Origin of the sequence: Nitrobacter sp. NHB1, from assembly GCF_036964665.1 — a bacterium.
Taxonomy (GTDB): Bacteria; Pseudomonadota; Alphaproteobacteria; order Rhizobiales; family Xanthobacteraceae; genus Nitrobacter.
This window is the reverse complement of record NZ_JBAMDA010000001.1, coordinates 2,099,924-2,122,470: the sequence shown is the minus strand read 5'-3', so window position 1 is coordinate 2,122,470 and position 22,547 is coordinate 2,099,924. Positions and strand designations below refer to the sequence as shown.

Genomic DNA, 22,547 nt, shown 5'->3' with positions numbered 1-22,547 from the left:
ATGGCTAACTGGATAGGATATCGTGCGAAAAGCGGGGCGCACGGGCGAGAAGGCGCGTATACATACCGGCGCGGTTGCGGGCAGGCAACCCGGCTTCCAGCCGTTCCAGGGGCGGCCGGATGATCCAGGGAAGGCGCGTGAGGCAGGCCGATGGGGCGTTATATCGACGATATTCTGCAACCGGGCGAGAAGGTGTTGTATTCGACCAACGTGCACTGGATTTTCTATCTGCCGGCTATCGCTGCCTGGATTGGGGCGGTCGTTCTTCTCATGGTATCGAGAATGTTTGTGACCCAGACGCCGATGCTGCTGTGCCTGGCGCTGGCCGTCATTGCGGCGCTTGTGGCATTATACCGGATGCTGGGGGCGTGGTTTCACCGCTGGACCACCGAGACCGACGTGACCAATTTGCGGGTCGTGCACAAGACCGGCTTCATCAAACGGCGGACCTTCGAGATGAGCCTGGACAAGGTCGAGAGCGTGGATGTCAATCAGAGCATTCTCGGCCGTATTCTCAACTACGGCGACGTGATGGTGCGGGGGGTCGGCGAAGGGGCTGAGAGGATCAGAACCATCGCCTCGCCGCTGGCGTTCCGCAGCCACATCACGGCGCGATAGGAGCCGCGCGCAACCATGGCCATGCAAGTCAACCCTTCCGCGAATTCTTCAGCCGCTCCGGGATCGACGGTCGATCCCGCCGAGATCGCGAAGTTTTCGAAACTGTCGCAGGAGTGGTGGGATCCCAACGGCAAGATGGCGCCGCTGCACAAAATCAACCCGCTGCGGCTCCAGTTCATCCGCGACGCCGCCTGCCGAAAGTTCGAGCGCAGCGCCCGCAGCCTGAACTGCCTGGCGGACCTGAGGCTGCTCGATATCGGCTGCGGCGCGGGCCTTCTGTGCGAGCCGTTCACGCGGCTCGGCGCGCAGGTGATCGGCGTCGACCCCTCCGCGACCAACATCGCCGCGGCGAAACTCCATGCCGAGAAAGCCCATCTGTCGATCGACTATCGCTGCACCACCGTGGAAGACATGGATGTGCGCGAGCGCTTTGACATCATACTCGCGATGGAGGTGGTGGAGCATGTCGCCGATGTCGGCCTGTTCCTCGACCGCTGCGCTGCGATGTTGAAACCGGGCGGCATGATGGTGGCCTCCACCCTCAACCGCAACTGGAAGAGCTTCGCGCTCGGCATCGTTGCGGCGGAATACGTGCTGCGCTGGCTGCCGCGCGGCACCCATCAGTGGGACAAGTTCGTCACCCCCGATGAGCTCGCGCGTCACCTCGAGCGCAACAGGCTCGGCATCACCGAGCAGAGCGGCGTGGTCTACAGTCCGTTCGCGGACAAGTGGAGCCTGTCGTCCGATATGGACGTCAACTACATGGTGGTGGCGGAGGCGGTGGGGTGAGATTTTCTTCACCCTCCCCTTAAGAGAAGGGTGAAGAGACACCTTTCATGTTCACCGTCGCCTCGCTCTGGATACCCTTCACCGTCACGGCTGCGCTCGGACAGGTGGCGCGCAACGCGATGCAGCGGTCGCTGACCGGACCGCTGGGTACGTGGGGCGCGACCAACATCCGCTTCCTGTTCGGCTTCCCGTTTGCGCTGATCTTTTTCGCGCTTGTGATCGTGTTCACCGGCGACGCGGTCCCGTGGCCCGTCGCTGCCTTCTGGCTGTGGCTGTTGCTCGGCGCGCTCACACAGATCGTCGCCACCGGCTTGATGCTGCTCGCGATGAACGACCGCTCGTTCGTGGTGACGACGGCGTATCTCAAGACCGAAGCGATCCAGACCGCGATCTTCGGATTTGTTTTTCTCGGCGACCACCTCACCTTGCTGAAAGTGGTCGCGATTCTGATCGCCACCGCCGGCGTCGTCATCACCGCGCTCCGGCCCGGCGGCGCCAAGGGCTTTGCCGATTTCAAGCCGACGGCGCGGGGACTGGTCGCAGCCGCCGGCTTCGCCCTGTCCGCGGTCGGCTTTCGCGGCGCCATCATCGCCGTGCCCGACGTATCCTTCGTCACCGCGGCGTCCTACACGCTGGTGTTCGGGCTGTTCGTGCAGACGGCCGTGCTGACGGCGTATCTGCTGCTGCGCGCGCCGGACGTGCCGAAAAAGATTCTCGGCCTGTGGCGGCCGTCGATGGTCGCGGGCTTTTTGGGCGCGTTCGCCTCGCAATTCTGGTTCCTGGCGTTCGCGCTCACCGCCGCCGCCGACGTCCGCACGCTGGCGCTGGTCGAGGTGCTGTTCGCGCAGGCGGTGTCGTATTATTCGTTCAAGCAGCCGTTCTCGTTCCATGAACTCGGCGGCATCGTGCTGATCCTGATTGGGGTGGGATTGTTGGTGGCGGTGTAGTCGAAGCGCTTACCTTTTGATGGAATCAGAACGGGCGCTCTAAACTGTTGAGTGGTCGCATTTCTTTACGGTGAGCCGGTGTCCACTTCACCGGGAAATGCTCTAGCGTTTGAGAGCGATGACGACCGCGCCGGCTGCGATCAGGGCGATTCCAATCCAGCCATTCAGCGACGGGCGCTCGCCAAGAAAGACGACGCCGAACAAGGCCACCAGCACGACGCTCAGCTTGTCGATCGGCGCGACCAGCGTGGCCGGACCGAGCTTGAGCGCACGAAAATAGCAGAGCCAAGACGCGCCGGTGCCCAGTCCCGACAGCACGAGAAAAATCCAGCTCCGGGTCGGGATTGGGCCGGGATGGCTGAACTGTCCCGTCGCCAACAGGATCAGGCCGAGACTGACGAGGACAACGATGGTGCGGAGGAAAGTGGCGAGATCCGAATTGATGCCCTCGACACCGACCTTGGCAAAGATGGCGGTCAGCGCTGCGAAGGCTGCCGACAGCAGCGCCCAGAACAGCCAGGACGGAAATGTGTCCGGCGTCATCGCCAGTCAGTTCCGGTCGTCCCGCAGCACCGGCAGCGAACCGACCTCGACGCCTTCCTCGATCAGCGATTTCGCTTCCTCCGGCGACGCTTCGCCGTAGATCGGGCGATGCTCGATATCGCCATAATGCATTTTGCGGGCTTCGTTGGGAAACCGTGCGCCGACATTATCGGCGTTCTTGACGAGATGGTCGTGCAGTTCCCTCAGCTCGGCGCGCAACTCGCGCTCCTGCGCCATCGTCGCCGGCGTGGACGAATCCGCAGGCACAGGCCCGCCGCGCTTTTTGGAGCCGGCGATCTGCGGCGCCATGATCGCCTTCTCGACCTTCGCCGAGCCGCAGACCGCGCAGGTGACGAGCTTGCGCTTGACCTGCGAATCGTAGGCCGATGAACTCTGGAACCAGCTTTCGAAGCTGTGGCCGCGGTCGCAGCGTAGGTTGTAGCGGATCATGCCGAACCTCGCTCGGGAGGGTCGTCCATCATGAATGCGGGAGCGGCCGCGAGCCTCGGCGTGCGGCGCTTTTTGGAGCCGGCGATCTGCGGCGCCATGATCGCCTTCTCGACCTTTGCCGAGCCGCAGACCGCGCAGGTGACGAGCTTTCGCTTGACTTGCGAGTCGTAGGACGACGAACTCTGGAACCAGCTTTCGAAGGTGTGGCCGCGCTCGCAGCGCAGGTTGTAGCGGATCATGCCGAGCCTCGCACAAGATGCAGATGATCGCTCGCCGACTTATGATCGGCGACGGAAAAGCGTCGCCCGTGCTGCAATGAGGGTACGGTCTTGCGCGCGGTCGCGACTTTGGCCGGGTCGATCGTTGCCAGCACGATGCCGGGTTCGGTGCCGCCGCCTTCGGCCAGCACCGCGCCCCAGGGATCGACGATCAGCGAATGGCCGAACGTTTCGCGGTTGTTCTCGTGTCGCCCGGCCTGGGCGGCGGCGAACACGAAGCAGCCGTTCTCGATAGCGCGGGCGCGCAGCAGCGTGTGCCAATGCGCCTCGCCGGTCTTTTTGGTGAAGGCAGAGGGCACCGTAAGGAACGATGCGCCGGCTTCGGCCAGCGCGCGGTACAGCGCCGGAAAGCGGACGTCGTAGCAGATCGTCATGCCGAGCCTGCCCCAGGGCAGGTCCGTTATCACGGCGGTCTCGCCCGGCTGGTAGTTGGCGGACTCCCGATAGCTTTCGCCGCCTCCGAGATCGATATCGAACATGTGGATCTTGTCGTAGCGCGCGAGGATGTCGCCGGACGGCCCGATCAGGAACGAGCGGTTGACGGCTTTCTCGGGCGTGGCCTGCAATGCCAGCGAGCCGATGTTGAGATGGATTCCCAATTCGCGCGCCAGATCGCGATAACCGGCGAGCGAGCGGTCATCGTCCTCGCTCCGGAGATGCTCGAACAATGCAACGCGATTGGTCTGCATCATGTTGCTGACTTCGGGGGTCTGCACGAAGCTAGCCCCCTGTGCCGCCGCATCGCGGATCAGCCTTACGCCCTGATCGAGATTTGGCTCCGGCAGGAGACCGGCCCGCATCTGAACCATCGCCGCGATGAACGTGGTCTCGGTGTCCATGTGTTGCCTTTCGCCCGCGAGCAAGAACAAGGCTTCGGGTCCGAGCCTCAATTATATGGGAGCTTTCATGGTGTCGACAACCCGGGCGAACACCAGCACGTCCACCTGTGCGGCTTTGGCGCGCAGCAGGACGCGCGCGCAGGCGTCCACCGTCGCGCCCGAGGTCAGGACATCGTCGATCAGGACGACCCGGCGGCCCTGGATCCGACTGGTGCGCTCAGTCGCGACCTTGAACGCGCCCTGGACGTTGCGGGCGCGGTCGTTTTTCGACAATCCGACCTGTTGCCGGGTCGGGCGGATGCGCCGCAGCGCGTCCGGCACGATCGGAACGCCGGATTGTCCGGCGATGATGCGCGCCAGCGCCCCGGACTGGTTGTAGCGGCGGCTCCAGCCGCGCTGCCAGTGCAGCGGCACCGGGATCAGAGCATCGGCGCCGTCGAGCAATTCGGTGCCCGCGCGCGCCATCCAGCGGCCCATCGCGGGCGCGAGATCGGTGCGGTCCTGATACTTCAGCGCATGGACCAGTACCTTGGCGACGTCGTCATAGCGGACCGCGGCGCGGGCACGCTGATAGGCCGGGGGATTGGCGATCGCCTCCATCGACAGCATGTTGGAGCCGGGATCATAAACAAACGGGGTGCCGAGACGGGGACAATAAGGCCGTTCGATGAACGACAGTTTGGTCCAGCAATCCGCACAGACGCCAACGCCCGCGACCGGTTCGCGGCAGCCGACGCAGAGTGTCGGCAGCGCGACGTCGAGCGCCGTTCGCGCCGCGTGGGATGCCGCGTCAAAACATTGCCGCAGCGCACCGTGCAGGCGGCCGACCATGGAACGTGACGGTGCGGTCTCTGCGTCCATGGGACGGGAGGCTAGCGCGCGATTTAACCGCGCTCAAGCAAACCTTGCGCGTCATGTCGTCCCGGCCAGCGAGCGTTTGCGAGCATGCGCCGGGACCCATACACCGAGGATTTTCGGCTTTGCAATGAGGCAAACGCCTTCCGCAATCGCAAAGGCCGGGGCGTATGGGTCCCTGCGTTCGCAGGGACGATCGTTGGTGAATGCTTCCGATTGCCAGTGGCGGGGAGATCGGCGTACCAAGCCGCATGGCTCCGAACCCGTCGTCTCCGCCCGTTCTGTTCGACCGCGCGCTGCTGCGCGTGCGTCAGCGCCGCGCCGCCAAAATGGGAGCGGTGCCGTTTCTGCTCGACCGCGTCGCGGAGGATATGGCGGAGCGCTTGCAGGCCGTGTTGCGGGTGTTTCAACACGCGGCGGATATCGGCACGCCCGGCGATCAGGTGCGCGGCGCGCTCGCGGCGCGGGTCGCCGAGCTTGTATGCGTCGATCTTCCCGTCGACGAGAGCGATGCCTTGGGTTTGTCGCCGGAATCGCTCGATCTCGCCGTCTCCGGGCTTGCATTCCAGTTTGTCAACGATCTGCCGGGCGTGCTGGCGCAGATTCGTCGCGCGCTGAAGCCGGACGGATTGCTGCTCGCAGCCACCATTGGCGGCGAGACGCTGACCGAATTGCGTCAGGCATTCGCTGCCGCCGAGTCCGAGCTTGAGGGGGGCATCTCGCCGCGCGTCGCGCCGTTCGCCGACCTCCGCGACGCCGGTGCGCTGCTGCAACGCGCCGGCTTCGCGGTGCCGGTGACGGACGTCGATCGCGTCGTGGTGCGCTATGGCGATGCTTTCGCACTGATGCACGATCTGCGCCGCATGGGCGCGGCCAATGCCCTGATTGCGCGGCGGCGGACGCCCTTGCGCCGGGCAACGCTGCTGCGGATGGCGCAAATCTATCACGAGCGCTTCGCCGACCCCGACGGCCGCATCCGCGCCACCTTCGATATCGTCTGGCTGTCGGGCTGGGCGCCGCATGAGAGCCAGCAGAAGCCATTGCAGCCGGGTTCGGCGAAGGCGAGCCTGGAAGAAGCGGTGAAGGGACGCAAGTCCTAATTTTCGTCATTGCGAGGACCGATAGCGACGAAGCAATCCATCTCTTACTCTTAATCTCTGGATTGCTTCGCTCAGCGCAAAATTGGCAAGAGCCAATTTGTCGCGAGCTCGCAATGACGGTTTACATCAGCAGATCGATCAGCGGCGGGATCAGCGGGATGTCCGCCGGCGGCATCGGATAATCGCGCAGCTTGTTGGCGCGAACCCACTTTAGCGCCTGCCCCTCTTCCGCGGTGACATCGCCTTGCCAGCGCCGGCAGATGTAGAGCGGCATCAGGAGATGGAAGTTCTCATAGGCGTGGCTTGCAAAGGTCAGCGGTGCGAGGCAGGTCTCCTGCGTCACGATGCCGAGTTCCTCGCGCAACTCGCGGATCAGCGCCGCTTCCGGCCGCTCGCCGGGCTCGAACTTGCCGCCGGGAAATTCCCACAGCCCTGCAAGCTGCTTGCCTTCGGGCCGCTGCGCGATCAGCACGCGGTTGTCGGCATCGATCAAGGCGCAGGCGACGACCAGGGTGAGTTTCATGCGGGCACCCCAGCCAGCCCTCGAACAAGAATGGAAGGCTCTTCATTTGTCGTCCCTGCGAAAGCAGGGACCCATGACCACTGGCGCAGATGATCGCGCCGAGCCTTTGTCCTGTTCTCAAATCGAGACGACACAGCCTATGGGTCCCTGCTTTCGCAGGGGCGACGATACATCGGAGTGTGTCCCATCACGACCGATAATCGCCGTTGATGGCGACATACTCCTTGGTGAGGTCGCAGGTCAGCACGCGGTCGCGGCCCTTGCCGAGGCCGAGCGTCACCTTGATCCGGATGGTCGGGCTCTTCATCGCCATTGAAACCTCCGCCTCGTCATAGGAGGGATCGCGGGCGCCGCGGGTCGCGACGCGGATGCCGTTGAAGGCGATGGAGAGCTTGTCGCGATCGGCCGGCTCGCCGGCCTTGCCCACCGCCATCACCACGCGGCCCCAGTTGGCGTCCTCGCCGGCGATCGCGGTCTTCACCAGCGGCGAATTGGCGATCGACTTGGCGATCCTGCGCGCCGACAGCTTCGAGGTCGCGCCCTCGACGATGATCTCGACCAGCTTGCGCGCGCCCTCGCCGTCGCGCGCCACCTGCTCGGCGAGATCGGCCAGCACGCCCTGAAACGCTTTGACAAAAGCTTTCAGGCGCGGATCGCTGGCGCGGGAGATTTTCGGTGCGCCATGGGCGCCCGCGGCCCCAGTCGCGAACGCCAGCAGCGTGTCGGATGTCGAAGTATCGCTGTCGATGGTGACGGCGTTGAAGGTGTCCTCGACGCCGCTCTTCAACAGCGATTGCAACGCGGTCGCTGAAATCGGCGCGTCGGTGAAGACGAACGACAGCATGGTCGCCATGTCGGGCGCGATCATGCCGGCGCCCTTGGCCATGCCGTTGATGGTGACGGTCGCCTTGCCGAGCTTCACTTTCGCAGTCGCGACTTTCGGGAAGGTGTCGGTGGTCATGATGGCGCGCGCCGCGTCCATCCAGCGGTCGGGCGCGGCATCGCGCGCCAGCGTCTCCAGCACGCCGTTGAACCTGGTGGCGTCGAGCGGTTCGCCGATCACGCCGGTCGAGGCGAGATAGATATCGGTTACCTTGCAACCGGCCGCTTTGGCGGCGATGTCGGTGGTCAGTTTGACGGCCTGGCGGCCGGTCTTGCCGGTGAAGGCGTTGGCGTTGCCGGAATTCACCACCAGCGCCCGCGCGCTCCCGCCTTTCAGCCGCGCGCGGCACCACTCGACCGGCGCCGACGGGCATTTGGATCTGGTGAACACGCCGGCCACCGTCGTGCCCTTGTCCAGCAGCGCCAGCAGCACATCGGTGCGGCCCTTGTAGCGGATGCCGGCGGCGGCGGTCGCCAGTCGAACGCCTGCGATCGCGGGCATGTCCGGGACATCGGTGGGGGCGAGGGGTGAGATGGCGGTGGACATGGCTTTCTCGTCATTGCCGGACTTGATCCGGCAATCCATCGAATGAGATGGATGCGCGGGTCAAGCCCGCGCATGACGAAATCGCAGATTTACTTCTTCGCCGGCGCAATCTTGCTATCGGCGGGTTTGGCGGGGCTCGTCTTGTCCGCGCCGGTCTTCGCCGGTTCGGCCGGCTTGTCCATGCGCTCGACCTTGGCCGTCTCGCGCAGCTTGGCGACGTAGTCGGCCTGCGCCTTGCGCGTCACAAACTGCTCGATTTGCGGTTTCACCTGATCGAAGGTGGGAGCCTTGCGGGCGCGCTTCTCCTCGACCTTGATGATGTGCCAGCCGAACTGGGTCTTGACCGGATCGGAAATCTTGCCGGGCTCCAGCGCGAAGGCGACCTTGGAAAATTCCGGCACCATCTGTTCCTTGGTGAAGAAGCCGAGGTCGCCGCCGTCGGAGGCGCCGGGATCCTTGGACTCCTTCTTGGCGAGTTCGGCGAAGTCCGCGCCCTTCTTCAATTCGGCCTCGATCTTCTTGGCCTCTTCCTCGGTAGGCACCAGGATGTGGCGGGCATGCACTTCCTCTTCGCTGGTGATCTGCTTGGAGGCGTCCGCATAGACCGCCTTCATGGCCTCGTCGGTGATCGCCGCCTTGCCTTCGGCCGCCAGCAGCTTGTCCATCAGCAGACGGTCGCGGGCGAAGGCGAGCCGTTTTTTGAAGTCCTCGCTGTTTTCGAGCTTCTTGTCTTCGGCGGCCTTGGCGATGATCTTCATGTCGATCAGGAACGACAGCACGTTCTCCTGCTTGGCCGACGGGTCCATCTGCGCAAGGCTCGGACCCAATTCCTCTTCGGCGACATTGACGTCGCTCTGGCGGATCTCGGAGCCGTTAACCTTTGCCAGCACGCGATTCGAATCATCTGCGCGGACCGGCGTGCCGACGAGCAGGGTCAAGGCCAGGCAGCCGCCGAGGGCAGACAAGGCCAGGCGAACGCGCAGGCTGTGTTTCGTTGCGGGCAATGAGGTGGTCATGGGAAGTCCTTGATCTCCAGGAGGAGGGGTTTTTGGGACGGCGGACACTCGCTCAATCATCCGGCCTTGGCAACGCGAAAACTCTGTCAAAATCATGAATTCCCTGACAGGTAGGCGGCTGCGGTTTCCGCCGCGGACGCTTGGGATCGGCAGTCCGGCGACCGTTGACAACCCACGGGGTGGGCCATATCTCTGCCGGACCGGGCCGGCAGCAAAGGCGGGTTTTGGCTGTGCTTTTGCGATTGAACCCCGGGTCGCCGAAACCCAACCCATGACGCGGATGCTCGGCTTCCGGGACTTTGACAGCCCTGATGCGTCACCCAGCCCTGATGCGTCACGATGAGTTGAGTTGATGGGCGGCCGGGGAGACCACCACATGGCTGCAACGCCGAACCGTGAAGACAGGAATTTGGCATGATCGGCGCGCTTGCCCGCAAGTTTTTCGGTTCCGCCAACGATCGGCGGGTCAAGGGATATCAGTCCCGCGTCAATGCCATCAATGCGCTCGAACCCGAGGTCGCCGCGCTGTCCGACGAGGCGCTGCGGGCGCGCACCGCCGAGTTCAGGCAGCAACTCGCCAACGGCAAGACCCTCGACGACATCCTGGTTCCCGCCTTTGCGACGGTACGGGAGGCGGCCAAGCGAACCCTCGGCCAGCGCCACTTCGACGTGCAGTTGATCGGCGGCATGGTGCTGCACGAGGGCGACATCGCCGAGATGAAGACCGGCGAAGGCAAGACGCTGGTCGCGACGCTTGCGGTCTATCTCAACGCGCTCGCCGGCAATGGCGTCCACGTCGTCACCGTCAACGACTATCTCGCCAGCCGCGATGCCGGCTGGATGGGGCAGATCTACTCCTTCCTCGGGCTGACCGCCGGCGTGATCGTCCACGGCCTCGACGATGTCGAGCGCAAGGCGGCCTACGCCTGCGACATCACCTACGGCACCAATAACGAATACGGCTTCGACTATCTGCGCGACAACATGAAGTACCGGCTGGAGGACATGGTCCAGCGCGAGCACTTCTTCGCCATCGTCGACGAGGTCGACTCGATTCTGATCGACGAGGCGCGGACGCCGCTGATCATTTCCGGCCCGCTCGACGACCGCTCGGAATTCTACAACACCATCGACACCTTCATGCCGAACCTCGAGAAGCTGGCCGACTACGAGGTCGACGAAAAACAGCGCACGGTTGCGCTGACCGAAGCCGGCATGGAGAAGATCGAGACGCTGCTGCGCGACGCCGGCCAGCTCAAGAGCGACTCGCTTTACGATATCGAAAACGTCTCGGTGGTCCACCACGTCAACCAGGCGCTGCGCGCGCACTCGCTGTTCACGCGCGACAAGGACTACATCGTCCGCGATGACGAGGTCGTCATCATCGACGAATTCACCGGCCGCATGATGCAGGGCCGCCGCTATTCGGAAGGCTTGCATCAGGCGCTCGAAGCCAAGGAACACGTCTCGGTCCAGCCGGAGAACCAGACGCTCGCCTCGATCACCTTCCAGAACTACTTCCGTATGTACAAGAAGCTCGCCGGCATGACCGGCACGGCGCTGACCGAAGCCGACGAACTGGCCGACATCTACAAGCTCGAGGTCGTCGAAATCCCGACCAACCTGCCGATCGCGCGCCTCGACGAGGACGACGAGGTCTACCGTACCCAGAACGAGAAGTACGCCGCGATCCTGGCCGAGGTCGAGCGCGCCAACGCCCGGATGCAGCCGGTGCTGGTCGGTACCGCCTCGATCGAGAAATCGGAAGTGCTCGCCGACTATCTGAAGAAGAACGGCTACAAGCTGATCGACTTCGGCGATCCCAAGTCGATGCGGAAGCTGTACGCGGCGGCCCGCGCCGGCAAGCCGGCGAAGCTGTTCGCGGTGTTGAACGCCCGCTTCCACGAGCAGGAAGCCTATATCGTCGCCGAGGCCGGTGTGCCCGGCGCGATCACCATCGCGACCAACATGGCCGGCCGCGGCACCGACATCAAGCTCGGCGGCTCGCTGGAGATGCGTGCCCAGTTTGAGACCGCCGATCTCGCCGACGAGGCCGCGAAGGACGCGAAGATCGCGGAAATCAAGGCTGATATCGAACGCTTCCGCGAAATGGTGCTCAAGGCCGAGGACGTCGTCGAGGTCGAGCCGGCCAAGGGCTCGAAGCCGGCCAAGACCGTGACCAGGCCCGGCGGCCTTTACATCATCGGCTCCGAACGCCACGAGTCGCGCCGCATCGACAACCAGTTGCGCGGCCGCTCCGGCCGCCAGGGCGATCCGGGCCGCTCGAAATTCTTCCTGTCGCTGGAAGACGATCTGATGCGGATCTTCGGTTCGGACCGGCTCGACACCATGCTGCAGCGGCTTGGCCTCAAGGAAGGCGAGGCGATCACCCATCCCTGGATCAACAAGGCGTTGGAGAAAGCGCAGCAAAAGGTCGAGGCGCGCAACTTCGACATCCGCAAGAACTTGCTGAAATACGACGACGTGCAGAACGATCAGCGCAAGGTGATCTTCGATCAGCGGGTCGATCTGATGAAGAGCGAAAGCGTCGCGGAAACCATCGCCGACATGCGCCATGCGTTCGTCGACGACCTCGTCGCCAAGCACGTTCCGGAAAACCAGTATGCCGAGCAATGGGACGTCGCCGGCCTGAAAGAAGAGTTGAAGCGCGTGCTCGACATCGACTTGCCGGTCGACGAATGGGCCGCGGAAGAGGGCATCGCCGACGAGGAATTGCTGTCGCGTATCGAGAGCCGCGTCGACGAGCATATGGCGGCCAAGGTCGGGCAATGGGGTCCCGACGTCATGCGCTACGTCGAGAAGACCATCCTGCTGCAGACCCTCGATCATCTCTGGCGCGAGCATCTGGTGATGCTCGATCATCTGCGCCAGGTCATCGGTTTGCGCGGCTACGGCCAGCGCGATCCGCTGCAGGAATACAAGTCGGAAGCCTTCTCTCTGTTCGAGGCCTTGATTGCCCATCTGCGCGAGGCGGTGACGGGGCAACTGATGCGCGTGGAGATTGTGCCGCCCGAGGAGGAGCAGCCGGTGCTGCCCGCGATGGAAGCTCACAAGCTCGATCCCCATACCGGCGAGGACGAGATGGCGTTTGCTCAAGGCAACTTTGCCCAGGCCTCGCTGGCGCCGGTGGTGAATGCGGATCGTTCCAGCCGCGATCCGGGCAATCCCGCGAGTTGGGGCAAGGTCGGCCGCAACGAGGATTGTCCCTGCGGCTCGGGCAAGAAGTACAAGCATTGCCACGGTCGCTAAGCCTGAGGGCGGGCGGGCTCCCCTAAGCGAACGGGCTCCCCTGAGCAAAGCAATTGCTGCGCCGAGTGGGGAGGGTCGACACCAGCCCCATATGGATGTCGTCATCATCCGCGAAAGCGGATGATGGGATGATGACGTACATCGCGATATCTGCGTCTATTATCGGTGCTTCGGAATACGGGATGCCCGCTTTCGCGGGCACGACCGCATTGGTTACCGGAATGCCGAGAAGCGGCTGTCGAACGAACCCGTTGACGCCACCGGCGCCGTACCCGGATTGGAGGTCGGCGCATCCGCGGCGATTGTTGGCCTGGACGGCGGCCGCGCGGTCGCGACGTGCTCGGGCTTGGCTGCCTTGCCAGCCGCCGTTTCGGTCGTCTTCCTGGGCGTTGCGTGCTTCGCCGCAACGGCCCGGCGATGCGAAGCGCTGCGCGCCGGAGCGGCCATCTTCGTCTTGGCCGGAGCAGGCTGTCTGGTGGTGGCGGTGGTGTCGGCGACTCCGAAACCGATCTTGCGGGCGAGGTTGGTGAAGACGTTGTTTGGCGGGGAGGGAGCGAGCAGCGATGACGCCGGCCTCGTCACGTCGGCCTCCGGTTCGAATGAGGTCGCGACCGTTGCCGTTGCCGAAGTGCGCGGCGGATTGACGGTCGGCGGAATGGTGCCTGGCGCCGGCGAGAAGGCCATGTTTTTCAGACCGGGTTCGACCGGATCCGACAATCCCGTCTGACCCTCCGGAAGCTTGGCGGCGAACACGCGGTTCATGCCGCCGTCGATGCCGGTGTTGAGCCTGGCCACCGGCGTTCCCTTCGAGATCAGCCTGGCGAGCTCGGCGTTGTCCCGTTGTTGCTTCGCGCGCACCGCGCTCGCGATGTCGTCGGGGACCACATAGGCCGGGCACGCCGCCGAGGCATTGAACTCCAACGGCCTGGTGGAGCCGGGCGGCGGTGCCGGATCGAATACGTATTTGTGCTCGCAGAACTCGACCTTCGGCGCCTGATGCGTGACCTCGAAGTGATCGTTGCCTTCCTTGATCATCTTCCAGAACGGCATGTTCGGATTGTTGCGATGCTTCGCAAGATTCACCGGCGTCATGTGGAACGGATAGGCCTGAAACTGGAAGGCGTGCTGGCCGCCGAAGAACGACTCGCGGCCGAGCGCATAGATTTCCGCAATCTGCTCGTCGGTCATGGCATAGCAGCCGCGCGAGGAGCAGTCGCCGTGCACCATCAGCTCGGAACCGGTGCGTCCCAGCGACTTGTCGAAGGCGTTGGGATAGCCGGTATTGAACGAGAGATAGTAGGCGGAGCGCGGATTCATTTGCGCTGGCGTGATGCTGTAGAATCCTTCCGGCGCCTGGCGATCACCCTCGCGCATCTTCGGGCCGAGATCGCCGGACCAGCGGCAGATCGGGTAGGTCTTGAGCAAGGCGAACTTGCCGGATCGGTTCTGCTTCCAGACCTCGAGCTCGGCTTCCTGCTTGAACAGGCGGATCAGGATCGGCGACTGCAGCTCCATGTCCTTTGCGGTCATGGCGGCGACGAGCTTTGGCGGGACGGGCTGGTTGGCCTTGGCATTGCTCTCGAGTGAAGCGTCGTTGCCGTTGCAGCCGGCAAGAAGCGCGCCGCACGCCAGCACAGCCGACGCCATGACCGCGCGAACGATCATGCGCCGGGTCAAAGCAACGCTCCGCAAGCAACGGGCAAACCTGTACCCCAAATCCATGGCGTCCGTGCCCCAAGCCATTGAATCAAATATTATCCTCAAGCCTGCGGCCCCGCAAGCCGGGTCTGCCGGGACGACAGGGTCCATGGCGGAGATGGTGAACGGAGGTTAAATAGTCCGCGCGGGGCTGAATTAGGGCGGGTCGGCCGGAGCCCGGAAAAAGCCTTGTTTTGCGGCGACGCCGAAAAAATGCGGCGCGTCTCAGCCCAGTTTGCGCCCGATGTCGAGGAATTTCTGGCGGCGCTGCTTGCGAAGCGTGTCGCGGTCGAGATTGCGCAGGTCGTTGAAGGCCTCGGCGATGGCGCCGCCAGTGAGCGCGACGGTCGCTGCCGGGTCGCGATGGGCGCCCCCCGGCGGCTCCTTGAGGATGGCGTCGATCACGCCGAACCGCAGCAGGTCCTGCGCGGTGATTTTCATGTTGGTCGCGGCTTCCTGCGCCTTGCTGCTGTCCCGCCAGAGAATCGACGACGCCGCTTCCGGCGAGATCACGCTATAGATCGCATGTTCCAGCATCAGCACGCGGTTGGCGGTCGCGATCGCGATCGCGCCGCCGGAGCCGCCCTCGCCGATGATGACGGCGACATTGGCGACGCCGAGCGACAGGCAAGTATCGGTCGAGCGAGCGATCGCCTCGGCCTGACCACGCTCTTCGGCGCCGATACCGGGATAGGCTCCGGCGGAATCGATCAGCGACAGCACGGGAATGTCGAAACGATCGGCCATTTCCATCAGCCGGACCGCCTTGCGGTAACCTTCCGGTCGCGCCATCCCGAAATTGTGCTTCAGCCGGCTCTCGGTGGTTGCGCCTTTTTCCTGGCCGATGACGCAGATGCTTTCGCCGCGGAAGCGGCCGAAGCCACCGATCAGCGCCTCGTCCTCACCGAACTTGCGGTCGCCCGCCAGCGGCGTGAACTCGGTAATCAGCCCCTTGATGAAATCGGAGAAGTGCGGTCGCTGCGGGTGCCGCGCTACCTGGGTTTTCTGCCAGGGCGTCAGATTGGCATAGAGGTCCTTCAGTGCTTGCGCGGCCTTGTCCCCGATGCTCGAAATCTCCTCGCCGATGTCGCTGCCGGAGGCGGCGAGCGCACGGAGTTCGTCGATCTTGGAATCGAGTTCGGCGACGGGTTTTTCAAAATCGAGGTAACTGCGCATGGGGTCCGGCATTCCAGCAATATAGGGGCGAAGACGCTCGGGGGCGAAATCTATCGGTGAGGACGGAAAAAAACCTTTAATTCAAGTGTTTAGGAGATCTGGCGGCGGGCACTAGGGTCGGTCGCGGGCGGGACGGCGCAGCGCTCTTTCGCGGCTGATCGCGCCGGTGTCAAGGCGGCCCGAAGCCACTGGAAGAAGAATTGGGCCTGCTGTGACGGCGTCATCAGGCCTCCGCTAGCGGGTGCAGGTCGCGCACCAGGCTTTTCAGCCGCTCTTCCACGACGTGCGTGTAGATTTGCGTGGTCGAGATGTCGGTGTGGCCGAGCAGCGTCTGCACAATTCGCAGGTCCGCGCCGTTATGCAGCAGGTGGCTTGCGAAGGCATGACGCAGCACGTGCGGCGAGACCAGCCGGGGCGCGAGCCCGGCCGCCGCCGCCAGCTCTTTCAGCTCGCGCGCAAAGTGCTGGCGCGTCAGGTGGCCGCTTTCGCCGAACGACGGAAACAGCCACTTCGGCCGCGCTGCGGCGGCCGTGTCCGCACCGCGCTGATGGTCCATCGCGGCGAGATAATCGGCCATCGCCTGCCGCGACGCATCGTTCAGCGGCACCAGCCGCTCCTTGTTGCCCTTGCCGCGTACCACGATCATGCGTGTATCGCGCCGCGCGGCCGACAGCGGCAGCGAGACCAGTTCAGATACGCGCAGGCCGGTGGCGTAGAGCACTTCAAGCAGGCAATACAGTCGCGCGGCGCGCAATCGCCGGGCGGGTGAGGCGTCCGGCGTATCGATCGCGGCCTTCGCGCGCGCCAGCAGGCGATCGACGTCCGGTATCGACAGCACTTTCGGCAGGCTCCGTCCGCGTTTCGGACCCGACAGGATGGCCGCGGGATCGTCGTTTCTGACGCGTTCGCTCAGCAGGAAGCGAAACAGGTGGCGCATTGCCGACAGACGGCGAGCGACGCTCGATGACTTGAAGCCCCTGATGTCGAGATCGCCGAGATAGTCCCGCAGCGTCTGGGTGCAGGCGGTGACGAAATTCCGGCCCGCGCGTGTGAGGAAAGCCGAAAGGTCCTCAAGGTCGCGACGGTAGGCGTCGAGCGTGTTGTCGCCGGCGCCCTGCTCGGCCGCCAGCATGTCGAGGAACAGATTAATCAGCTTCGCGTCGGATGAAGGTCGAGTGCTCATGCCGCGATGTTAAGCTGGATTTCCGTTCCAGCGGGTTAATCATGAGCGCAAGTCGTCATTCCCGATGCGCAATGGCGCATCTGTGGGCGCGAGCCGCTTGCGAGCGCGCCCGGAATCCATAACCCCTGCATCAATGCATATCGATAGACAGGGATTATGGATTTCGGCCCGCGCGAAGACGCGCGTCCCGGAATGACGAACCAGGAGTTCACTTCTTGAGAAATTTGTCCGGGTGGACGGTTACCGTCATTTCCCGCGGCGTCGGGTTGACGAAATTCGCCAGCGCGAAAATCACGCCGTAGCCGATCGCGCCGAGCACCGCGACGACAGTCAGAAAGCGGAGAAGGCTAGGCATTTGCGGTCCCGGGGCACGATATTAACCTTTGGGGCGAATGCTTCGAGTACCAACATGTTCGCAGGCCAGGTGCAAGAGTCTCTGGCAACCCCCTCGACGGGAGTAGTATAGCTGGCGGGAAGGGCCAACCGCATTCCGACAGGTGTCTTTTGACGTCAGAGACCGTTTCACCGGCCAGTGCGGGCACATTGCCGGAGACCGCAATCGTCGCGGCGCTCGGCGGGCGTTCGCTGGTGCTCGTCGGCATGATGGGGGCCGGAAAGTCCACAATCGGACGGCGTCTGGGGGCGCGCCTCGCGATGCGGTTCGTCGACGCCGATGCCGAGATCGAACGCGCTGCCGGAATGTCGATTCCCGAAATTTTCGAAACCCACGGCGAGCCGCATTTCCGCGATGGCGAAGCGCGGGTGATCGCGCGGCTCTTGGGCAATGGTCCGATGGTGCTCGCCACCGGCGGCGGCGCCGTGCTGCGCGAGGAGACCCGCGCGCGCATCGCTGAGCGGGCGATCTCGATCTGGCTCAAGGCGGACGCCGAGGTGATCCTGCGTCGGGTCAGGCGCCGCGCCGATCGGCCGCTGCTGCAAACGGCTGATCCCGCCGCGACGATCGGGCGTCTTATCGCCGAGCGCGAGCCCGTCTACCAACTGGCGGATATCATGGTTGTCTCGTGCGACGTGCCGTATGAACGAATCGTCGATGAATGCATCGGCCTGCTTCACCGCAGGCTTTGTCGCGGCGGAACGACGGAGTTGAAACCGCCGGAGGCTCGCGACGAACGACCTGACGAGGGATTTGACACTAAAGGATTGGGCACCACGCGATGAGCGCTCCGTTGAAAAATTCCGACCCGGTCACGGTCGATGTCGCGCTCGGCGACCGTTCCTACGACATCGTCATTGGCCGGGGCATCCTGCCGTCGCTTGGCGAGCGGATCGCCGCGCTGCGTCCCGGCGCGCGCGTGGCTGTTGTCACCGACGAATATGTTGCGACCCATTGGCTGCGCGCGACGGAGGCGTCGCTGCTCGGTGCCGGCATCGCAACCTCGCGGATCGTCGTCGACGAAGGGGAGGTCTCGAAGAGCTACGAGGGCATCGAGTTTGTCTGTGAGGAACTGATCAAGGCCAGGATCGAGCGCAACGATCTCGTCGTCGCGCTCGGCGGCGGCGTGGTCGGCGACCTCGCGGGCTTTGCCGCCGCGATCGTCCGCCGCGGCGTGGATTTCGTGCAGGTGCCGACCTCGCTGCTGGCGCAGGTGGATTCGTCGGTGGGCGGCAAGACCGGCATCAATTCGCCGCAGGGCAAGAACCTGGTCGGCGCCTTTCATCAGCCGATCCTGGTGGTCGCGGACACCGCGGTTCTGGATACGCTGTCGTCGCGCCAGTTCCGCGCCGGCTATGCCGAGGTCGCCAAATACGGCTTGCTCGGCGACGAGGCGTTCTTCGCGTGGCTGGAAACCAACCATGCGGACATCGTCAAGGGCAGCGCGGCGCGCGAGCACGCGGTCGCCGCCAGTTGCCGCGCCAAGGCCGCCATCGTCGCCCGCGACGAACGCGAGACCGGCGAGCGCGCGCTGCTCAATCTCGGCCATACCTTTGGCCACGCGCTGGAAACCGCGACCGGGTTTTCCGACCGCCTCTATCACGGCGAGGGCGTGTCGATCGGCATGGTGCTGGCCGCCGAGCTTTCGGCGCAACTCGGCATGATCGCGGAGGCCGACGTGGCCCGTATCCGAAGGCATCTGGCGGCGGCGGGTCTGCCGACGCGCCTGCAGGACATCGCCGGCTTCAAGCAGGAAGGCCTGGCCGACGCGGACGGGCTGATGGCGCTGATGGCGCAGGACAAGAAGGTGAAGCGCGGCCGGCTGACCTTCATCCTGCTGAAGGCGATAGGTCAGGCGGTGGTCTCCACCGACGTGGAGCCGGCCACGGTTCGCGATTTTCTGGCCCGCAAGCTCGCCGGCGCGCCGGTCTAGTTTCCGCTTTCGGGGTCATGCTCTAGTTTGACATGGTCATGGGACCGCAATGAGTTCGACGCTCTTCCAGATACTGCTCGCGGTGCTGCTGCTTGCCGCCAATGCGTTTTTCGTTGCTTCCGAATTCGCGCTGGTGAAGAGCCGTGGTTTTCGCGTCAAGGCCATGGTCGAGCGTGGCGCGTTCGGCGCGCGGCTGGTGCGCGACATCATGGGCAACATCGAGGCCTATCTCGCCTGCTGCCAGCTCGGCATCACCATGGCCTCGCTCGGCCTCGGCTGGGTCGGCGAGCCGGTGGTGGCGGCGCTGCTCGATCCCCTGCTGCGGCCGCTCGGTATGCCGCAATCAGCGCTGCATTTGATCTCGTTCCTTACGGGATTTCTTGTGTTCTCGTCGCTGCACATCGTGATCGGCGAGCAGGTACCGAAGACGCTGGCGATCCGCCAGCCGGAGCCGGTGTCGCAGTGGATCGCCTATCCGCTCCACGCGTCCTATGTCGTGTTCTATCCGCTGAACTGGCTGCTCAATTCGGCCTCGCGCGCCATCCTGCGCGCGCTTCGCGTCAAGGAAGTCTCGCAGCATGAGGTGTTGAGCGGCGCGGAGATCGAAGGACTGGTCGGCGAATCCGCCGAGTACGGCGGAATCGAAAGCGGCGAGGCCGAATACATCCAGAATGTGTTCCGCTTCGGCGATCTCGCGGTGTCGGACGTGATGGTTCACCGCACGGCGATGGTGACGGTCAATGCCGACCTGCCGCCGGAGGAGCTGGTGCGCGAGGTGCTTGCCAGCGAATACACCCGCGTTCCACTCTGGCGCGACAAGCCGGAAAACATCGTCGGCGTGCTCCATGCCAAGGATCTGTTGCGGGCGATCGACGCCTCCAAAGGCGATATAGCGAGCATCGACGTCAGCGCGATCGCGTTGCCACCGTGGTTCGTGCCGGAAATGCGCCCGGTCTCCGATCAGCTCAAGGCGTTTCGCCGCCGCAAGACCCACTTCGCGCTGGTGGTCGACGAATACGGCGAGGTCGAGGGCATGGTGACGCTTGAAGACGTTCTGGAGGAGATCGTCGGCGACATCTCCGACGAGCACGACGTGGTGGTGGCCGGTGTTCGGCAGCAGGCCGACGGATCGGTGGTGGTGGACGGCTCGGTGCCGATCCGCGATCTCAACCGCGCCATGGACTGGCATCTTCCCGACGAGGAGGCGACCACGATCGCGGGCCTCGTGATTCACGAGGCACGCTCGATCCCCGAGCGCGGTCAGAATTTTACGTTTCACGGTTTTCGCTTCAGGGTTTTGCGGCGCGAGCGCAACCGCATCACCGCGCTGCGCATTCAGCCGGTGCCACGCGAAGCGGAGGCGATGGAGAACAGGCCGAGGCGGGCCGGAACGGCGTTCTAGAGCGCTTGCTGTTCTAATGGAATCAGAACGGGCTATTGAGTGGTCGCATCGCGGGGCACGACCTCATCACGAATCGGATCTGGCGAGCGCGCGGCTTTTCTTCTTGCCGGGAACCTTGTCCTCAACGAATTTGACGCCGATCTCGTCGCCATTGACACGGACGAGCTCGCAACGACGAAAAGCGAGGCCGGTCGAGGATAGCAGCAGGAAGAATTCCTTGAGGTTCAGTCCTTCGATCGAATCCTTCACCTGAAGCAGCGCGCCGCTGTCCGAGATGTCCAGCAGGGTGCAGGGCCGTTGCCATGTTCCGTCGATTCCCATCATCAGGACGGAGTAGCCGGTGGCAAACGTCACCCGATCCGCTTTTCGGTTGCCCCAGCCCATGGCTCAGATATCCGAAATGGCGACTGCCGTATCCGGAGCGTCGGCTTTTCTCGCCGAGCCGCGCGCGGACCAGAACCGGATCGTGCGTTGCGCTGATGACAGCGAGAGTGCGTCGAACACCTCCCGGCCAGCTTCGAGTTCCTGCCTGGTGAGGGGACGGCAATGCGGGCGATTGCGCAGGATCATGTTGGCCGTCGACCAGTCCAGCCGGGAGGCCTTGCAGGCGACGATCAATCCGTCGGGGCGGGGATTGGCGATCAGCGGCTCGATCGCTTCGATTTTCACCGAGGTCAACAGCGAGAGCGCGGCAATGATGTGCGTATACTCGCCCTGGGTCGCAAAGCGGTTGATGGTCTGATCGCCCAGCTTTCCCGCGCGGTTCAGGGCAAACACCATCGCCTCCGATTCCGTGTAATCGGTCGGCGCGAGAGCCGGGGAAGCAATCTGTTCCACGATCGAGCGGATCGCCTCCTGAATCTTCGCTCGCATCTCCGGCGGCGCGGCCTTGAGCAGGCGGTTGCGAACCGCCGCGCCGGCTCTGGACAGAAGCTCGCGCAGTACCCTGATCGGAAGGTCTATCCGCAGTCCGAGCTTCTCGGCGAGCGCGTCGTCTTTTGCGGAGCTTTCGACCAGGGTGGCGTAGCCGAATTCGGAAAAGCAGGCACCCATATTCCTGGCCAGCGCGTGGGAGACCTGCGAGTCGCCGCGCTTGAGCAGCACGTCGGTCACGCCCTCGCTTAAGGCGTTCCGGTTTGAAATCGCCAGCAGGTGCTGCGGTCCGCGCAGATTCGCGATCGCGATCAGGTCGCCCTCGGACAGTCTGGCGGACTTTGACAGAACCGGCGCCGCAACGGACACTTCCTGATGATACGCAAGCTGCCGGACGGTCTCCTTCGGAGCAAGACTTGAGCCCGAAAGCGTGGTGCTGAGTTGCTCCAGCGCGCGCGCCTCCATCTGCTCCGTGAGCCGGACGAGGACGTCATCGAAGACGCTGATCTGGTTTTCGTTCAGCCGGTCGGCGTCGGACAGGAACAGGTCGGTAACCTGGCGAAGCATCTGGAGCCGGCGCTCGGGTGAGCCGCCCTTCACCGCGCTTTCCAGTTCCACGATGAGCGCCGTTGAGGCTGTTTCGGACATGATGATTCCAGCGAGTCAAATCCGGACGCGCATAACGCATTATCGCGTTCGCGTTTTGCCGTAACGGCGGCGGTATTTCACTCCGATGTTCTTAGACGCCGGTTAATATCCGATAAAAGCGATCGAAATTCTACAACGGTCCAGAGTTCCAGCCCCCGACTTGAATGACGCGCAGCGATTTGAATGACGCGCAACTCATCGTGGCGATGGATCGCCGGCTCCGGTGGGGGCGGTCGTCTCACCCGGCGTTCAGCGCCCCTGTTCGCCCGGCGTCAGCGCCCGGATCGCCAGCGCGTGAACGCTGCCCGCCAGTTCCTCCGCCAGCAGCATATTGATCATGCGGTGGCGATCGATCCGGCCCTTCCCTTCGAACGCCCGCGATACAATATTAATTCGGAAATGCGTTCCGCCGCCTGGCCGATGGCCCGCGTGTCCCTCGTGAAGATGTGATTCATCGGCGACGTCGAGGCTCTCCGGCATGAAAGCTTCGCTTAGCTTCTTTGTGATGCTATCCTTGACGCTCATGGCGAGCGACTTAACGCCCATCGTCCATGTCCGTCAATGGCGCGCAAGCCTAACGGAA

At 64.0% G+C, this 22,547-nt stretch carries 22 protein-coding genes and 1 pseudogene; 8 read left to right on the top strand and 15 right to left on the bottom strand.

Annotated elements, in window-relative coordinates; genetic code table 11:
• Positions 1–150: 150 nt before the first annotated feature.
• From V4R08_RS09885 to V4R08_RS09875, 3 genes are read left to right on the top strand one after another with little or no spacing between them, the layout of a single operon-like run.
• Complete coding sequence (locus tag V4R08_RS09885; RefSeq protein WP_335579196.1) at positions 151–618, top strand: PH domain-containing protein; 468 nt, start codon at positions 151–153, stop codon at positions 616–618.
• A gap of 15 nt (positions 619–633) precedes the next feature.
• Entirely contained in the window at positions 634–1,407 is a 774-nt protein-coding gene (gene ubiG, locus V4R08_RS09880; RefSeq protein WP_335579195.1) for a bifunctional 2-polyprenyl-6-hydroxyphenol methylase/3-demethylubiquinol 3-O-methyltransferase UbiG, read from the top strand.
• A gap of 47 nt (positions 1,408–1,454) precedes the next feature.
• Complete coding sequence (locus tag V4R08_RS09875; RefSeq protein WP_335579194.1) at positions 1,455–2,354, top strand: EamA family transporter; 900 nt, start codon at positions 1,455–1,457, stop codon at positions 2,352–2,354.
• Between the two features lie 102 nt (positions 2,355–2,456).
• On the opposite strand, the gene V4R08_RS09870 is transcribed toward V4R08_RS09875, so the two are convergent.
• The 5 genes and pseudogenes from V4R08_RS09870 to V4R08_RS09850 all read right to left on the bottom strand — a co-directional run bounded on the left by V4R08_RS09870 (position 2,457) and on the right by V4R08_RS09850 (position 5,325).
• Complete coding sequence (locus V4R08_RS09870) at positions 2,457–2,897, bottom strand: EamA family transporter (RefSeq protein WP_335579193.1); 441 nt, start codon at positions 2,895–2,897, stop codon at positions 2,457–2,459.
• A 6-nt stretch (positions 2,898–2,903) separates the two neighbouring features.
• Positions 2,904–3,347, bottom strand: a complete 444-nt coding sequence (locus V4R08_RS09865) for a DUF1178 family protein (RefSeq protein ID WP_335579192.1) — start codon at positions 3,345–3,347, stop codon at positions 2,904–2,906.
• A gap of 47 nt (positions 3,348–3,394) precedes the next feature.
• A pseudogene (locus V4R08_RS09860) lies at positions 3,395–3,586 on the bottom strand (DUF1178 family protein); the annotation flags it as partial.
• The gene (locus V4R08_RS09855; protein ID WP_335579191.1) at positions 3,583–4,464 is read right to left on the bottom strand and encodes a carbon-nitrogen hydrolase family protein; all 882 of its coding nucleotides are present in this window, start codon (positions 4,462–4,464) and stop codon (positions 3,583–3,585) included. The gene V4R08_RS09855 and the pseudogene V4R08_RS09860, both read right to left, overlap by 4 nt.
• A 51-nt stretch (positions 4,465–4,515) precedes the next feature.
• Positions 4,516–5,325 (bottom strand): ComF family protein, encoded by an 810-nt coding sequence (locus tag V4R08_RS09850; protein WP_335579190.1) that lies wholly within the window; start codon positions 5,323–5,325, stop codon positions 4,516–4,518.
• A 245-nt stretch (positions 5,326–5,570) separates the two neighbouring features.
• On the opposite strand from V4R08_RS09850, the gene V4R08_RS09845 reads away from it, so the two are divergent.
• Positions 5,571–6,419 carry a methyltransferase domain-containing protein gene (locus V4R08_RS09845; RefSeq protein WP_335580235.1) on the top strand — a complete coding sequence of 283 codons (849 nt, stop codon included), beginning with the start codon at positions 5,571–5,573 and terminating at the stop codon, positions 6,417–6,419.
• A gap of 121 nt (positions 6,420–6,540) precedes the next feature.
• Here the strand turns inward: V4R08_RS09845 and mutT are convergent, their stop codons facing one another.
• From mutT to V4R08_RS09830, 3 genes are all read right to left on the bottom strand, one after another.
• Positions 6,541–6,942: an 8-oxo-dGTP diphosphatase MutT gene (gene mutT, locus V4R08_RS09840; protein ID WP_335579189.1), complete on the bottom strand. Its 402-nt coding sequence runs from the start codon at positions 6,940–6,942 to the stop codon at positions 6,541–6,543.
• Between the two features lie 187 nt (positions 6,943–7,129).
• Positions 7,130–8,371, bottom strand: a complete 1,242-nt coding sequence (gene argJ, locus V4R08_RS09835) for a bifunctional glutamate N-acetyltransferase/amino-acid acetyltransferase ArgJ (RefSeq protein ID WP_335579188.1) — start codon at positions 8,369–8,371, stop codon at positions 7,130–7,132.
• A gap of 89 nt (positions 8,372–8,460) precedes the next feature.
• Positions 8,461–9,387, bottom strand: a complete 927-nt coding sequence (locus V4R08_RS09830; protein WP_335579187.1) for a peptidylprolyl isomerase — start codon at positions 9,385–9,387, stop codon at positions 8,461–8,463.
• A gap of 414 nt (positions 9,388–9,801) precedes the next feature.
• On the opposite strand from V4R08_RS09830, the gene secA reads away from it, so the two are divergent.
• Positions 9,802–12,657, top strand: coding sequence for a preprotein translocase subunit SecA (gene secA / locus V4R08_RS09825; protein ID WP_335579186.1), 2,856 nt, complete (start codon positions 9,802–9,804; stop codon positions 12,655–12,657).
• Positions 12,658–12,870: 213 nt separating this feature from the next.
• Here secA and V4R08_RS09820 read toward each other — a convergent pair whose 3' ends face one another.
• The 4 genes from V4R08_RS09820 to V4R08_RS09805 form a co-directional block, all read right to left on the bottom strand.
• A complete protein-coding gene (locus tag V4R08_RS09820; protein ID WP_335579185.1) occupies positions 12,871–14,322 on the bottom strand; it encodes a L,D-transpeptidase family protein in 1,452 nt (483 codons plus the stop codon).
• A gap of 258 nt (positions 14,323–14,580) precedes the next feature.
• Positions 14,581–15,543: an acetyl-CoA carboxylase carboxyltransferase subunit alpha gene (locus V4R08_RS09815; protein WP_335579184.1), complete on the bottom strand. Its 963-nt coding sequence runs from the start codon at positions 15,541–15,543 to the stop codon at positions 14,581–14,583.
• A 211-nt stretch (positions 15,544–15,754) separates the two neighbouring features.
• Entirely contained in the window at positions 15,755–16,714 is a 960-nt protein-coding gene (gene xerD / locus V4R08_RS09810) for a site-specific tyrosine recombinase XerD (protein ID WP_335579183.1), read from the bottom strand.
• 208 nt (positions 16,715–16,922) lie between these two features.
• Positions 16,923–17,069 carry a histidine kinase gene (locus tag V4R08_RS09805; protein ID WP_335579182.1) on the bottom strand — a complete coding sequence of 49 codons (147 nt, stop codon included), beginning with the start codon at positions 17,067–17,069 and terminating at the stop codon, positions 16,923–16,925.
• 149 nt (positions 17,070–17,218) lie between these two features.
• Here V4R08_RS09805 and V4R08_RS09800 point away from each other — a divergent pair, with 149 nt between their 5' ends.
• The 3 genes from V4R08_RS09800 to V4R08_RS09790 are packed head-to-tail and all read left to right on the top strand — an operon-like array spanning position 17,219 to position 20,443.
• A complete protein-coding gene (locus V4R08_RS09800) occupies positions 17,219–17,893 on the top strand; it encodes a shikimate kinase (protein WP_335579181.1) in 675 nt (224 codons plus the stop codon).
• Positions 17,890–19,041: a 3-dehydroquinate synthase gene (aroB, locus tag V4R08_RS09795; protein WP_335579180.1), complete on the top strand. Its 1,152-nt coding sequence runs from the start codon at positions 17,890–17,892 to the stop codon at positions 19,039–19,041. The genes V4R08_RS09800 and aroB overlap by 4 nt, the downstream gene beginning before the upstream one ends.
• 49 nt (positions 19,042–19,090) lie before the next feature.
• Positions 19,091–20,443 carry a hemolysin family protein gene (locus V4R08_RS09790; RefSeq protein WP_335579179.1) on the top strand — a complete coding sequence of 451 codons (1,353 nt, stop codon included), beginning with the start codon at positions 19,091–19,093 and terminating at the stop codon, positions 20,441–20,443.
• Between the two features lie 66 nt (positions 20,444–20,509).
• On the opposite strand, the gene V4R08_RS09785 is transcribed toward V4R08_RS09790, so the two are convergent.
• From V4R08_RS09785 to V4R08_RS09775, 3 genes are all read right to left on the bottom strand, one after another.
• Positions 20,510–20,827: a PilZ domain-containing protein gene (locus tag V4R08_RS09785; RefSeq protein ID WP_335579178.1), complete on the bottom strand. Its 318-nt coding sequence runs from the start codon at positions 20,825–20,827 to the stop codon at positions 20,510–20,512.
• Between the two features lie 3 nt (positions 20,828–20,830).
• Positions 20,831–21,964, bottom strand: coding sequence for a DUF2336 domain-containing protein (locus tag V4R08_RS09780; protein ID WP_335579177.1), 1,134 nt, complete (start codon positions 21,962–21,964; stop codon positions 20,831–20,833).
• Between the two features lie 249 nt (positions 21,965–22,213).
• Complete coding sequence (locus V4R08_RS09775) at positions 22,214–22,489, bottom strand: BolA family protein (protein WP_335580234.1); 276 nt, start codon at positions 22,487–22,489, stop codon at positions 22,214–22,216.
• Positions 22,490–22,547 lie beyond the last annotated feature (58 nt).